We start from the raw sequence: 13,475 nt of genomic DNA on the forward strand, positions 1-13,475 counted from the left end.
CCGGTTGAGCTGATTGGTTACCTTGAACCCGGTCATCATGACCCGACCATCCGCGTACGGCTGGAGTCGCGGGGTTCCGTGGTCGGGATGGGGAGGTTACGGGTGGGTTCACACGGGCCGGCGGTCGCTGTTCCCCGCGGCCGGACGGCCGCGCCGCCGCAGCCGCCGGTGCCGGCACAGCCCACCCCGTCCGCACCGAAACCGCCCGGCGCGCTGCAGAGGATCACCGCCCCGCTGCGGCAGACCCCCGGCCGGCTCACCGCGATCCTGGCCGCCGTGCTGGTGCTGGGCCTGCTCACCGGCATGGCCGCCCTGGTCGGCGTCCGGCAGCGGGCCGATCTGGTCCGTGGTGTCACCGCCCGCAGCGGTGAGTTGCTCGTCGCCGCGCAGAACCTCTACCGGGCCCTCTCCGACGCGGACGCGACCGCGGCGAGCGCGTTCCTCTCCAACGGCCTCGAACCGCCGGTCCTGCGCGACCGGTACCAGCGGGACCTGGCGGACGCCGCCGCCGCGCTGACCGTGGTCTCGGCCGCCACCGACGGGCGGAGTGTCTCGGCGATCGCCCGGATCACCGCCCGACTCCCGGTCTACAGCGGTCTGGTGGAGACCGCCCGGAGCTACAACCGGCAGGGCCTGCCGCTCGGCGTCGCCTACCTGCAGCAGGCCTCCGGTCTGATGCGCGGCGAGTTGCTGCCGGCGGCGCAGGAGCTGTACGGCGCGGCCTCCGACGAACTGGACGCGGCCCGGGACCGGGCCGCCGGCTTCCCGTGGATCGCGACCCTGCTCGGGCTGGCCACCCTGGGCGGTCTTGTGCTGGCCCAGCTCTACCTGACGCGGCGGACCAACCGGTTGCTCAACGTCGGACTGGTGGTCAGCACCGGTGCTCTGGTGCTGCTGGTGGGCTGGCTCGCCGTGTCGGCGGTCGCGGCCGGCAGTTACCTGCGGGCGAGCCGCGACGACGGGTCCGCGCAGATGAACCTGCTCGCCGAGGCCCGGATCGCCGGTCTGCAGGCCCGGGCCGACGAGGCGCTGACCCTGGTCGCCCGGGGCAACGGCGCCGCGTTCGAGGAGGACTTCGGCGTGGTCATGGCCCGGCTGGTGGGCCCGGACGGCACCGGCGGTCTGCTCGGCCGGGCGCAGGCGGCGGCGTCGGACCAGACCACCCGCGAGGCGGTGGGCACGGCGGTCCTGAAGGCCCAGGCGTGGACCATCACGCACCGCCAGGTGCGCCAGCACGACGACGCCGGCGACTACGAGAAGGCGGTGCAGACGACCGTGGGTAGCGAGGGGTGGACCACGGCGGCGATCTTCACCGAGCTCGACGAGGTCCTCGCCCAGGCCATCACCCACAACGGGGAGCGGTTCGAGCGTGAGGCGGCCAGCGCCGGCCGGGCCTTGACCGGCGCCGACGTCGGCATGGTCGGGCTGACCCTGCTCATGTTGATCGGGGCCGTGTTCGGAGTTCAGCGTCGGATAGCGGAGTATCGATGAGAGTCCGGCTGCGCGCCGGCCGGCTGCTCGCCGGCGTCCTTGTCCTGCTGGTCACCGCCGGCTGTGGTGTCGACAACCAGGCGCTGCCCGACAACCGGGTGCCGACAGATCCGCCCCGACCGGTCGGCATGCAGGATCCGGCGGTGATCCCGAGTGGACCGGCGGGTTCGTCCGGATCGTGCAACCCCCGGCTCAGCCTGCGCCCCACCGGGGCGTTGCCGGCTCCGCAGCAGATGCCGTCCGGTTCGGCGATGGCCGAGATCGTGAAGCGCAAGCGGCTGATCGTCGGTGTCGACCAGAACAGTTACCAGTTCGGCTTCCGGGACCCGCTCACCGGACAGTTGACCGGCTTCGACATCGACATCGCCAGGGAGGTCGCCCGGGCGCTCTTCGGTGATCCCGGCAAGATCCAGTTCCGGGCCATCAGTTCCGCCGACCGGATCAAGGTGATCCAGGACCGCAGCGTCGATCTGGTCGTCCGGACCATGACGATGAACTGCGAACGTTGGCAGCAGGTCTCCTTCTCCACCGAGTACTTCACCGCCGGCCAGCGGATCCTGGTGCACCGGGGTTCGGGGATCCGGTCGATCAGGGACCTGCGCGACAAGAAGGTCTGCGCGGCGGCCGGCAGCACCTCGATCCGTAACATCGCGGAACAGGGGACCGTACCGGTCTCGGTGGTCAACTGGACGGACTGTCTGGTCCTGCTGCAGCAGAACCAGGTGGTGGCGGTGTCGACCGACGACAGCATCCTGGCCGGGCTCGCCGCCCAGGATCCGAACACCGAGGTCGTCGGGCCGAGGTTCAGTGACGAGCCGTACGGGGTGGCGATCTCCAAGGACTCTCCCGAACTGGTCCGGTTCGTGAACGGCGTACTGGCGAAGATCCGGGCCAACGGCACCTGGACCCAGCTCTACAACCGCTGGCTTCGGTCGCTGGGGCCGGCGCCGTCGCCACCCACCGCCCGGTACCGGGACTGACCGTGCGCGAGAGAGTCCGGTCCAGGGTGGTGCCGGCCGGCGGGCCGTCGTCCGGCACCGTCGCGCGTCCCCGGTGCTGTCGGAGCAGCCTGAGCGGGCGTCCCGCGCCGGGCCGAAGGGAGCCGTACCTATGAGCGTCCGTTGTCTGCGGCCCGGTTGCCCGGGTTCGTACCGTCCGGACGGTCACTGTGACCGCTGTGGCGACCGGGCGCCGACCACCGGGCCGACGTCGGCCCGCCCGTCCGGGGTCACCGGTCGCAGTACCGGCCGCGCCGCGGTCCCGACCGCCGGTGCCGGCAGACCGCCCGGCCCGGCCCCGGTTCCGGGTCCGCCGTCCCATGCGCCGGTCCCGGGTCCGCCGTCGTCGCACGGCGCGGCCCCGGTCTCCGGCGCCGGGGCGGCGGGCGGGTCCGGCAACACCGGTCCGGGTGCGGCAGCCAGTGTCGGTGGGCGGACGCCGAGCGTCTCCGGCAGTGTGCCGAGCGGCCTCGGGACGATGCCCAGCCGGGGCACGGTGGGTTCCGGACCGCGCGGCTCCAGCCGGTCGCGGAGTGCCGCCCGGGGCGGACTCGGGGCCGGACTGGTGGACATCGCCCGGGTCCCGTTGCGTGATCCGGCCACCGCGGTGATGGCCGACCCGCAGGTCGCCGAGGCGCGACGGTTCTGCGCCCGCTGCGAGAAGCCGGTGGGCCGGGGCCGGGACGGCCGGCCGGGCCGGGCCGAGGGCTTCTGCCCGCACTGCGGCACCGCGTTCTCGTTCCTGCCCAGGCTCGGCCCGGGCGACGTGATCAACGGTCGCTACGAGATCCTCGGCGCCCTCGCGTACGGCGGGCTGGGCTGGATCTATCTGGCCCGGGACCGGAACGTCAGCGACACGGTCAGCGACCGTTGGGTGGTCCTCAAGGGACTGATCAACACCTCCGACGCCGACGCGATGGCCTCGGCGGTCGCGGAACGTAGGTTCCTGGTCGAGCTCGACCACCCCAACATCGTCAAGATCCACGACTTCGTCGAGCACCCCGACCCGCGTACCGGCACCCCGGTCGGCTACATCGTGATGGAGTACGTCGGCGGCCACTCGCTGCGCGACATGCTGCTCGCCCGTCGACGCGACCGGGGCGAGCGGACGCTGCCCCTGCCGGAGGTGCTCGCCTACGGCATCGAGATCCTGCCCGCGTTGGACTACCTGCACGACCGGAACCTGTTGTTCTGCGACTTCAAACCCGACAACGTCATCCACGCCGAGGAACAGCTGAAGCTGATCGACCTCGGTGCCGTCCGACACGTCGACGACCTCACCAGCGCGATCTTCGGCACTCCCGGCTACCAGGCACCGGAGGTCGGCACCGTCGGCCCGTCGGTGGCCTCGGACATCTACACCGTCGGCCGGGCCCTCGCCGTGTTGAGCCTGGACTTCCGCGGCTTCTCCAGCGCCTACGCCAACCGTCTACCGGACCCGGCCGAGGCGCCGCTGTTCGCCGCCGAGATGTCGTACCACCGCCTGCTGCGCCGGGCCACCCATTCGGATCCGGAACGGCGGTTCTCCAGCGCCGGCGAGATGAGCGAACAACTGCTCGGCGTCCTGCGGGAGGTGCTCTCGGCCGCCGACGGGCTGCCCCGGCCGGTGGTGTCCCGGCAGTTCACCCCGGAGCGGCGGGCCTTCGGCACCGACGCCGGCGAGGTGACGATGGGGCCGGCCGGCCGGTCCGGGGGAGCCGGCGGCGGGATCCCGTCCGGTGCCATCGCACCCGCCCCACCCGCGGTGGCCGCCGCGCTTCCGGTGCCCCAGGTGGACGTGCTCGACCCCGGGGCGGGATTCCTCGCCTCGCTCGGCACCACCGACCCGGGGGAGCTGGTCCACCACCTGAACAACGCCCCGGTCCGTAGCGTCGAGGTGGCGTTGCGGTTGGCCCGGGCCCGGATCGAGCGCGGCGACCTGGCCGGGGCCGCCGCCGACCTGGACCGGCTCGGCGCGGCGGACCCGTACGACTGGCGGGTCGACTGGTACCGGGGTCTGTTGGCCCTCACCGCACACCGGCCGGCCGAGGCGCGGGTGGCGTTCGACGCCGTGTACGACGTCCTGCCCGGCGAGCCGGCGGCCCGACTGGCACTGGCGGCGAGCGCGGAGTGCAGCGGAGACCGGGCGCTGGCCGCCAGGCTGTACGACCGGGTGTGGCGGGTCGACCGCGGCTACCTGAGCGCCGCGTTCGGGCTGGCCCGGATCCGGTTCCTGACCGGTGACCGGGCCGGCGCGCTGGCCGTGCTCGACCAGGTGCCCGACAGTTCGAGCCAGCACATCGCCGCACAGGTGGCGGCGGTACGGGCCAGCCTGCCCGGCCTCGCCGGGGCGACCGGACCGGACGACCTGCTCCGGGCGTCCGCGCGGCTGGAACGACTCGAACTCGATGTCGAGCGGCAGACCCGACTCACCATCGAGGTGCTGGAGGTCGCGCTCGCCTGGCTCAGGAACCGGTCGGCACCGGCGTCCGGTACGCGGATCCTCGGTCACGAACTCACCGAGCGGGGCCTCCGCTTCGGTCTGGAGCGGGCGTACCGGACGTTGGCGCAACTGGCCCGCGAACCACAGCTCCGCATCGCGCTGGTGGACCACGCGAACGCGGTCCGACCGAGGACGTTGGTATGACAGCCCCTGGTGCCGGTACCGCCGGCAGTGTGCCGAAGCCCTGTCCGGAGCACGGGCCCCCGGACGCGCCGGAGCACCGGTTCTGCGAGGAGTGTGGCCGGGAACTGGACCGGGTACCGGTGACGGAGGTCGGTACCGCGGCGACGGCCTGGTCGGGGGTTCCGGCCGGTGACGGCGGAGCGGGGACGCCCACCACCGCCGGTACGGGATCGGGCTCGTTCGGATCTTCCGGGCCGGTCGGCCGGGCCGGGTCGGCGGACCAGACGACGGGCTGGAGTCGGCCGTCCGCCCCGGTCACCGCCCGTTGGCCACAGGCGGAGCGGCAAGCGGGGCCCGCCGGCCCGGGTGGCCCGTCCGGTCCGGTTCCGGCGGCGGCCGGTGTCGCGGCAGGCGTTCCCACCGGCCAGGGCGGTTCCGGGGCACTGCCGGATCCGGTCGTACCAGGCGACCTCGAGGCGCTCGCCGGACCGTCCCGAGCCCTCGGGGCAGTGCCGGATCCGGTCGTGCCGGGCGGCCTCGACGCGCTCGCCGGGCCTTCCCGCCCGGTCGGCCGGTCCACCCCCGTCACCTCCGCCACCCCGGTCCGACCTGCCGCGGGCTATCCCGCCGCGCCCGCGTCCGTCGGTCATCCCCCGTCGTCCGGTTATCCCGCGCCGGTCGGTCCGGCCACGCCCTGGCTCTCCTCGAGGGCGGCCGGCCAGCCCTGTCCGGGCTGCGGTGCCGTGCCGTCGGGCAACCCCGGAGTCTGTCCGCGCTGTGGACACCGGTGGAACGTCGGCCGGGACCGGTCGGACCTGGACCTCGGCACGGTGGCGGCGGTCACCGACCGGGCCCGGCGGCGTCGCAACGAGGACGCGATCGCGGTCGGGCGACTCGGGTCGGCGACCGTCGCGGTCGTCTGCGACGGAGTGTCGACGTCGCTGCGGGCCGACATCGCCGCGCACGCGGCGGCGGAGGGCGGCCTGACGGCGATGCTGTCGGCGTTGGCGGGTGGACTTGGTGCCGCCGAGACCATGGTCGCCGGTGGTCGGGCGGCGGCCGCGGCGGCCCGGGCCACCGCGGCCGTCGACGACGGGCAGGTGCCGCCGAGCTGCACCTACGTCGCCGCCGTGGTCACCGTCGATTCCGTGACGGTCGGCTGGATCGGGGACAGCCGCGCCTACTGGCTCGGCCCGGACGGGGCGGTCGAGGACGCGGTCTGCCTGACGATCGACGACTCGGTGGTCGCGCAGATCCAGGCCGGTCGTCCGGTGCCGCCCGGCGCGGAACAGGACCCCACCTCCCGGGCCCTCATCCGGTGGCTGGGCGCGGACTCGAGGGACGCCGATCCGCAGGTGGTGACGTTCCAGCCCAGCCGGCAGGGTCGGCTGGTGCTCTGTTCCGACGGCCTCTCGCACTACCTGAGCGATCCGAAGGCGCTGGCGGTACGGGTTCCCGGCCCGGGCGGCGGCGCACCCATCGCGGTCGCCCGCGACCTGACCCGGTTCGCCGTCGAGTCGGGTGGGCACGACAACGTCGCGGTCGCCGTACTGCCCTTCCCGCCGACCGCCCGGCCGGACGGCCCGAACACCTGAGCGGCGTGGCCGACCGGGTGGCCGACCGGCCGAACCGCGGGGGACGGCGGGCGAGCGGCGTCGGTTACCCGGAGGGGGGGAACGGCGGGGTCCGGAGCGTCGTGCGGACACCCCGACCCCGCCGTCGGGTGACCTACTTGATGCCGACGAGGTCGACCACAAAAACGAGCGTGGCGCCCGGCTTGATCACGCCTGCCACACCCTGGTTGCCGTATCCGAGATGTGGCGGGACGACCAGCCTGCGCCGGCCGCCGACGCGCATGCCGAGCACGCCCCGGTCCCAGCCCTCGATGACCCGGCCACGGCCGGCCTGGAAGCCGAACGGCTTGCCCCGGCTCCACGACGAGTCGAACTCGTCGCCGGTGTCGAACGAGACGCCGACGTAGTGCACCTCGGCCCATCGGCCCGGCTCGACCTCCTGGCCGGTGCCGACGGTGATGTCCTCAATGACAAGGTCGGTCGGGGGTGGGCCCTCGACCTTCCCCACGGTGGGCTTTTCCATCCGAAGACCATACGACGGGTCGCGGTCAAGATCGCGTACGTCGGTCGGCGCGCCAGGGTGGCCACCTGGCGAACCCATGGTGGCGTGTCTCGATGTAAGACGTATCGACGGCGGTACGCTGTCGGCTCGGGAATCCCGGTGCCGACCCGGACTCCGCCGGTGCGGCGTGCCGTGGCAGTTCCCGGAGCCGAGTGTCGAGCTGGTGGGGTGAGGCCGTGGCAAGACCGGATTGGGCGCCTGACGACATCGACATCGATCGGCCCAGCGCGTCCCGGATATACGACGTCTGGCTCGGTGGATCTCACAACTTCGAGGTCGACCGGGAGATCGCCCGACAGACCGAGTCGGCCTGGCCCGACGCCGTCCGGTACGCCCGTGCGAACCGGGCCTTCCTGTCCCGGGCGGTCCGGTTCCTCACCGAGCGGGGGATCGACCAGTTCCTCGACATCGGTTCCGGGATCCCGACCGCGAACAACGTGCACGAGGTGGCCCGCCGGAGCAACCCGGACGCCCGGGTGGTCTACGTGGACATCGATCCGGTGGCGGTGGCGCACAGTCGGGCGATCCTGGCCGGTGACGACCGGACCGCGGTGCTGCAGGCGGACCTGCGGCGCCCCGGGGAGATCCTCGACCAGATCCGCGACCAGGCGCTGCTCGACCTGGACCGGCCGGTCGCCCTGTTGCTGGTCGCGTTGCTGCACTTCATCCCCGACTCCGCCGACCCACACTCGGCGATCGCCCGCCTCGCCGAGGGGGTGCCGGCCGGCAGCTATCTGGTGCTGAGCCAGGGCGCGCACGGGGCGAGCGAGGAGTCCGACGAGCGGATCAGGGAACTCTACCGACGTACACCGACGCCGTTGACCGCGCGTGACCGGGCGGAGACCGAACGGTTCTTCGCCGGCTTCGAACTGGTCGAGCCGGGACTGGTGAACCTGCCGGACTGGCGTCCCGACCCGACCCTGGAGGTCGACGACCGGTTCGCCGGCGCTCTCATCTACGCCGGGGTGGGCCGCAAACTGTGACGGACGGCGATGCCGGGCCGGCCTCGGCCGACGAGCCCGATCCGACCTCCGCGGCGCTCGACGAGTTCGCCCGACACTGGGCCCGGTCGTTGACACGGGTCAGTTACGTGCCGGTACGCCCCGACGACCTGCGGGAGAGGCTGCGCGGGTACGCGGAGCGGCTGACCGGGCCGGAGGACGGCACCGTCGTGGCCCGGGAGATCGGGATGGCGTTGGTCGCCGAGGGGTTCACCCACGTGGCCGCGGTCTCGGTCACCCTGGCCACTCTGGTCGACCTCCTGCCCGTTCCGCCGGGGGAGCACGCCGTCGTGCCGCCCGTCGCCGATCCGCCGTCCGGTTCCGCCGTCGCGGCCGGTCCCGCCGTCGCGTCCCATGCCGCCGTCCCGTCCGACTCCGCCCTGCCGCCCGGTGCCGCCGTGGCGCACCGTCCTGACCCCGGGCCAGGTGCGGCCGAGGTGGCCGATCCCAGCCCCCGGGCGGCGCTGCTCGGCGCGCTCGCCGCCGGCTACGCCCGGGGGCTGCGGGAGCGGACCCAGGGGGAACTCGAATCGATCATCCGGGCGGTGTTGACCGCCCGCCGGTCCGCCGAACGGGCCCGGGTGGCCAGCGAGGCGCGCTTCGAGGCGCTCTTCGTCTCCTCCGCCAGCGGCATCTGCGTCATCGATCTCGAGGACCGGATCGTGCAGGCGAACCCCGCCCTCGCCAGGATGCTCGCCTGCCCGGTCGTCGACCTCCAGCGGCGACGGCTGACCGGCCTGGCCCGTCGGGAGCACCGGGTCGCCGTCGGGCAGGCGATCCGCGAACTGACCTCCGGCGAGCGGACGCATGCCGAACTGGAGGCGGCCTTCGGCCGGGCGGACGGCGGTACGGTGTGGCTCCGCCTCTCGCTGGCACCGGTCCTCGACGACGGGGGCGAGTACCTCGTCGTCACGGCGCAGGACGACACCGAACGGCACCACCTGCAGTCGGCGTTGTCGCACCAGGCCCTGCACGATCCGTTGACCAACCTGCCGAACCGTACGCTGGTGCTGCGACACCTGCACGAGCTGCTGGGCCGGCGTACCGGCACCGGCCAGGTCGGGATCTGCTACCTGGACCTGGACGGCTTCAAGACCGTCAACGACTCGTTCGGGCACGCGGCCGGGGACGACGTACTCCGGGCGGTGGCGGACCGGCTGGCGACCTGCGCCGCCCGGCCGGGCTGGTTGGCCGGTCGGCTCGGCGGCGACGAGTTCGTCATCGTCGCGGGCGACGGTGCGGACCTCGACCAACTCGTCCGGGTCGCGGAGCGGCTGGTGGACATCGTTCGACGCCCGATCCCGGCCGCGGGGCACCAGCTCTCGGTGTCGGCCAGCGTCGGGGTGACCGACGACCGCATCCCGCACCACCAGCCGGCGGACCTGCTGCGCGCCGCCGACGTCGCGTTGTACTGGGCGAAGGCGGCCGGTGGTGACCGGTACGAGGTCTACGACGCCGGCCGGCACGACGCCCAGGCGCTGCGCTCGACGCTCGGTTCCGGGTTGCGGGTGGCGTTGCACCAGGACGATTTCGTGATCCGCTACCAGCCGATCGTCCGGCTCCGCGACGGCGTACCGGTCGGTGCCGAGGCGCTGCTGCGCTGGACCCATCCGGAGTACGGCCCGGTGGCTCCGGAGATCTTCATCGAACTCGCCGAGGAACTGGGGCTGATCGGACAGCTCGGCAAATGGGTGCTGACCCGCGGTTGCCGGCAGGCGGCGTCCTGGTACCGGGAGTTCGGCGACCGGGCGCCGTTTGTCAGCATCAACCTCTCCGCCCGGCAGCTGCACGACGTCGGTCTGGCGGACGAGCTGCTGGCGACCCTCGACGAGGTCGGCCTGCCGGCTGGTCAGCTGCAGCTCGAACTGACCGAGAGCGCGCTGCTCGGTCCCGCCCAGGGGCCCGCCGACGCGCTCGAGGTGCTGGCCCGGCACGGGGTACGGGTGGCGGTCGACGACTTCGGCACCGGCTACTCCAATCTGGCCTATCTCCGCCGGCTACCGGTCCGCGAACTGAAGATCGCCGGGGCGTTTGTCGAGGGGCTCACCCCGGAACTGTCCGGCACCCCGGCGGACCGGCAGATCGTGGCGAGCGTGGTCGGGCTGGCCCACGGTCTCAACCTGACCGTCACCGCCGAGGGGGTGGAGACCCGGGAGCAGGCCCAGCTGCTGCGGTCGATGGGCTGTGACCATGCCCAGGGCTGGTGGTTCGCCCGTCCCGGCGAGCCGGAACTGCTCAGCCGGATGGTGGCGGGTCGGCAGGCCCATCCGGTCGCGTCCGCGCCCGCCCGTTGAGTTACCGCGGCGCCATGTCCGGCCTGACATGAGAAACGTCATGGCGGCGGCCGGGTGGAACGCATCAGAACCGGTGAGTGGGCGCACTGCCGACGGTCCCCGCCGGAGCAAACAATCGAGTCCATGAGTCAGACGACAACGGCGGCCGGTCCGGTGCTGGCCCCGCCCGACCGGGAAACCGTCGTCCAGGTCAGCTACCTACGGCGACGGTACGGCGGCGGCACCGGCTTCGTACCGGCGGGCATCGCCCGCCGGTACGGCTGGATCTGACGCCACCCCGGTCAGTCGGTCGCGACGGCGGGTTGTGGACGAGCGGCGCGCCGGGTGTGGGCGGACGCTGGGGTCAGCGGGCCCAGGGCAGCTCGCGTCGCTCCGGTTCTCCCGGCACGGTGGCGGTGCCGCCGGCCGGCATGCAGACGAGTGCCTCGGCGTGCTCGGCGCCGGACCGGATCTGCCGGACCACGTCGGCCGGAAGGATCGCGGCCTGGCCGGCGCCCACTGTCCGCGTCGCGCCGTCGACGGTGATGGCGAACGATCCGGTCAGTGGCATCCACACCTGCTCCCGGTCGATGGCGTGGAGCGGTCCGGCCGTGTCGGGATTCATCCGGACTCGCCAGGTGGCGAGTTCCCGACCGCCCTGGCTCGGTGCGGCCAGCCCGAACGCGGCGCCACTGTCTGACCGGATGGTGCGTTCGTCGGTTTCGGTCACCACGATCATGTTGCCTCCTGAGTAAAAGTGCTTTACTTGTGTTGCGAGTCAAGCAGCTTGACTCAGGGCGTGTCAAGATGAGGCGTGACCACAGAGGATCCGCTGGCCCGCACCGACCTCACCTTCCTGCTCGGCATGGGCTTCCAGCTCGTGCTCGCGGAGTTCGTCCGCCGAGTGGCCGCCGCCGGCTATCCGGACCTGCGTCCGGTGCACGGGATGGTGTTCCAGGTATTGCAGGGCCCCGGAGCGACCGCCACCGAGTTGGCCGAGCGACTCGGCGTCACCAAACAGGCCGCCGGACAGCTCGTCGACGACCTGGAGCGGCGCGGCTACCTGCGGCGTGAGGCCCATCCCGACGGCGGGCGGCGCCGGCTGGTCGTCCTCACCGACCAGGCGACCGCACACCTGGCCGTCGCCGGTGGGGTGCTGCGGGACCTGGAGGCCGAACTCGCCTCCGGGGCCGGTTCCGGCGACCTGGTCGCCCTGCGGGCCGATCTGGCCCGACTGATCCGACACCTGGCCGGCGACTCCCCGCCACCGCTGCGCCCGATCTGGTAAGCCGCCTCCGCGGACCGGCTGACCACACCGGTCGGCTCGCGACGGTGCGGCGTTTCGTGAGGGTGCGGCGTTCGCGACCACGCACCCGGTCGAGCCTGTCTGACGTCGTCGTGGCCCGTCGGCTCCGGGTCTGAGTCAGCGGACCCGGGCCGGCCCGGTGCGGTCGATCCGCGCGGTGACCTCCAGCCGGCTGGGCTCCAGCCCGGAGGTGTCCCGGAACCGTCCGACGGCGGCGGTGACGTGCTCCCGGACGGCGGCCAGACCGGCCCGGGAACTGAGTCGCAGGTCGATCCAGAGCTCCGGCCGCGGTGTCGTACCGGCCAGGGTGACGGACGCCTTGCGGACCTGTGGGTCCCGGGCCAGATCCCGTTCGAGGCCCCGGACCAGCCGGGCACCGCGTACCCGGGTGACGCCGGGGGGCAGGTCGGTCTCGGCGGCCGTCGGTCCGGTTGTCGTCCGCAGGTCGAGGTCGCCCATCACGGGATAACGCTGTGGCCGGAGTTGCCGGCCGAGCAGGTGGAAGCCGAGCCAGGCGAAGAACGCCCCGAGTACGCCGAGGATGACCAGCCCCCACGGGTCGATGTCCCGCCAGAGGTCGAGCAGGCCGGACCAGAGCAGTGGCGCGTCCTCGTCGACGCCGGCCAGGTGACCGAGGCTGGCGATCAGGCCGACCACCCCGATCGCGGTCAGCACCAGACCGACCACGGTCCAGAGCACCCGCAGCCGACTGTTCGTCATGGTGTCACCCCGAGTTCCCCGATCACCGTCGGAGCCTGATCCCGGTCCGTCGGGCCGGTCCGGGCCTGACCATGTCCACCCCGACCGGGTCGTCCGCCGAGGCGCCGAGGCGTTCCAGTTCCCGCCGGACCGCCGTCTCCACCGCCGGGGCGAGCGACGCCTCGCCGACCGCCCGGACCCGGGTCCGCCAGCCGGCTCCGTGCCGGCGGACCACCACGGCGGCGGAGGCGACCCCGGCCACCCCGTCCGCCGTACCGGCCAGGTGCTGTTCGACCGAGCGGCGCTGCAGGTGCCAGCCGTCGGCGAGCCGGGCTGGCAGCCGGTCGGGCTTCCAGCGCACCAGCTGCCCGAAGAGGACCAGCAGGCCGAGTACCCCGGCCGCGATGATCCCGGTCCGGACCCAGGGATCCCGTAGTCGGGTGCTGGTGAGGGTCCGGTACCACCCGTCGTGGTCGGCGACCAGCCCCGGGCGGTTCAGCGCGACCGTGACCACCTCGGCCACCAGCAGCAGGCCGCCGAGCAGCAGGCCCAGCGTGAGCAGCAGTGCGGCGACCCGGTTGACCAGACGCACGGTCAGCTCCGTCCGTCGTCGGTGGACGGGACGACCAGACCGATGTCCTCCACGACGACGTCGACCGAGGGGTGTTGGCCGAACGTGGCGAGTACGGTCCGCACCGCGTCCCGGACCTGCTCGGCGAGCGGCCCGATCGGCACCGGGTCGATCCTGACGTGCACCTCGACCGGGTCACCGAGCCGGATCCCGCTGATCTTCCCACCGGCGAACTGGGTCGCCACCTCCACACCTCCGGTGCCCGGGTGCAGCCCGGCCACCCCGGCCACCCCGAGCACCGCCGTCCGGACCTGTTCCGCGACCGTCGCCGGATCCGGTCCGGCGCCCTCCCCGTTGGTCGGTGTCCCGGCCGCGACTGTCGTACCTGTTGCCAT

The 13,475-nt window shown here is 73.2% G+C and carries 14 protein-coding genes; 8 read left to right on the top strand and 6 right to left on the bottom strand.

Features of this window, described 5'->3' with window-relative positions; translation table 11 throughout:
• The first annotated feature begins 102 nt into the window (after positions 1-102).
• Positions 103-1,491 carry a hypothetical protein gene (locus ABGB21_RS33230; RefSeq protein ID WP_347654938.1) on the top strand — a complete coding sequence of 463 codons (1,389 nt, stop codon included), beginning with the start codon at positions 103-105 and terminating at the stop codon, positions 1,489-1,491.
• Positions 1,488-2,471: a glutamate ABC transporter substrate-binding protein gene (locus tag ABGB21_RS33235; protein ID WP_347654937.1), complete on the top strand. Its 984-nt coding sequence runs from the start codon at positions 1,488-1,490 to the stop codon at positions 2,469-2,471. Before ABGB21_RS33230 ends, ABGB21_RS33235 begins: the two co-directional genes overlap by 4 nt.
• A 183-nt stretch (positions 2,472-2,654) precedes the next feature.
• On the opposite strand, the gene ABGB21_RS33240 is transcribed toward ABGB21_RS33235, so the two are convergent.
• Positions 2,655-3,062 carry a hypothetical protein gene (locus tag ABGB21_RS33240; RefSeq protein WP_347681175.1) on the bottom strand — a complete coding sequence of 136 codons (408 nt, stop codon included), beginning with the start codon at positions 3,060-3,062 and terminating at the stop codon, positions 2,655-2,657.
• Here ABGB21_RS33240 and ABGB21_RS33245 point away from each other — a divergent pair.
• Positions 3,055-5,115, top strand: coding sequence for a tetratricopeptide repeat protein (locus ABGB21_RS33245; protein WP_347654935.1), 2,061 nt, complete (start codon positions 3,055-3,057; stop codon positions 5,113-5,115). The two genes, ABGB21_RS33240 and ABGB21_RS33245, sit on opposite strands and share 8 nt — an antisense overlap.
• Entirely contained in the window at positions 5,112-6,689 is a 1,578-nt protein-coding gene (locus ABGB21_RS33250) for a protein phosphatase 2C domain-containing protein (RefSeq protein WP_347681177.1), read from the top strand. Before ABGB21_RS33245 ends, ABGB21_RS33250 begins: the two co-directional genes overlap by 4 nt.
• A gap of 133 nt (positions 6,690-6,822) precedes the next feature.
• Here the strand turns inward: ABGB21_RS33250 and ABGB21_RS33255 are convergent, their stop codons facing one another.
• Entirely contained in the window at positions 6,823-7,191 is a 369-nt protein-coding gene (locus ABGB21_RS33255) for an FKBP-type peptidyl-prolyl cis-trans isomerase (RefSeq protein WP_347654933.1), read from the bottom strand.
• 215 nt (positions 7,192-7,406) lie between these two features.
• On the opposite strand from ABGB21_RS33255, the gene ABGB21_RS33260 reads away from it, so the two are divergent.
• From ABGB21_RS33260 to ABGB21_RS33270, 3 genes are all read left to right on the top strand, one after another.
• Positions 7,407-8,213, top strand: coding sequence for an SAM-dependent methyltransferase (locus ABGB21_RS33260; RefSeq protein ID WP_347654932.1), 807 nt, complete (start codon positions 7,407-7,409; stop codon positions 8,211-8,213).
• A complete protein-coding gene (locus tag ABGB21_RS33265) occupies positions 8,210-10,525 on the top strand; it encodes an EAL domain-containing protein (RefSeq protein ID WP_347681179.1) in 2,316 nt (771 codons plus the stop codon). Before ABGB21_RS33260 ends, ABGB21_RS33265 begins: the two co-directional genes overlap by 4 nt.
• Before the next feature lie 123 nt (positions 10,526-10,648).
• A complete protein-coding gene (locus ABGB21_RS33270; RefSeq protein WP_347681181.1) occupies positions 10,649-10,795 on the top strand; it encodes a hypothetical protein in 147 nt (48 codons plus the stop codon).
• Positions 10,796-10,868: 73 nt separating this feature from the next.
• Here the strand turns inward: ABGB21_RS33270 and ABGB21_RS33275 are convergent, their stop codons facing one another.
• Complete coding sequence (locus ABGB21_RS33275) at positions 10,869-11,243, bottom strand: cupin (protein ID WP_347654929.1); 375 nt, start codon at positions 11,241-11,243, stop codon at positions 10,869-10,871.
• Between the two features lie 75 nt (positions 11,244-11,318).
• Here ABGB21_RS33275 and ABGB21_RS33280 point away from each other — a divergent pair, with 75 nt between their 5' ends.
• On the top strand, positions 11,319-11,792 hold the full coding sequence (locus ABGB21_RS33280; RefSeq protein ID WP_347681183.1) for a MarR family winged helix-turn-helix transcriptional regulator: 474 nt from the start codon (positions 11,319-11,321) through the stop codon (positions 11,790-11,792).
• Between the two features lie 135 nt (positions 11,793-11,927).
• Here ABGB21_RS33280 and ABGB21_RS33285 read toward each other — a convergent pair whose 3' ends face one another.
• Genes ABGB21_RS33285 through ABGB21_RS33295 form a run of 3 tightly spaced genes read right to left on the bottom strand, consistent with a single transcriptional unit; the run spans position 11,928 to position 13,475 of the window.
• Complete coding sequence (locus ABGB21_RS33285) at positions 11,928-12,530, bottom strand: hypothetical protein (RefSeq protein WP_347654927.1); 603 nt, start codon at positions 12,528-12,530, stop codon at positions 11,928-11,930.
• A gap of 22 nt (positions 12,531-12,552) precedes the next feature.
• Positions 12,553-13,101 carry a hypothetical protein gene (locus ABGB21_RS33290; protein WP_347654926.1) on the bottom strand — a complete coding sequence of 183 codons (549 nt, stop codon included), beginning with the start codon at positions 13,099-13,101 and terminating at the stop codon, positions 12,553-12,555.
• Between the two features lie 2 nt (positions 13,102-13,103).
• Positions 13,104-13,475, bottom strand: coding sequence for a hypothetical protein (locus tag ABGB21_RS33295; RefSeq protein ID WP_347681185.1), 372 nt, complete (start codon positions 13,473-13,475; stop codon positions 13,104-13,106).

It is taken from the genome of Plantactinospora sp. B24E8 (assembly GCF_039871735.1).
GTDB lineage: Bacteria > Actinomycetota > Actinomycetes > Mycobacteriales > Micromonosporaceae > Plantactinospora.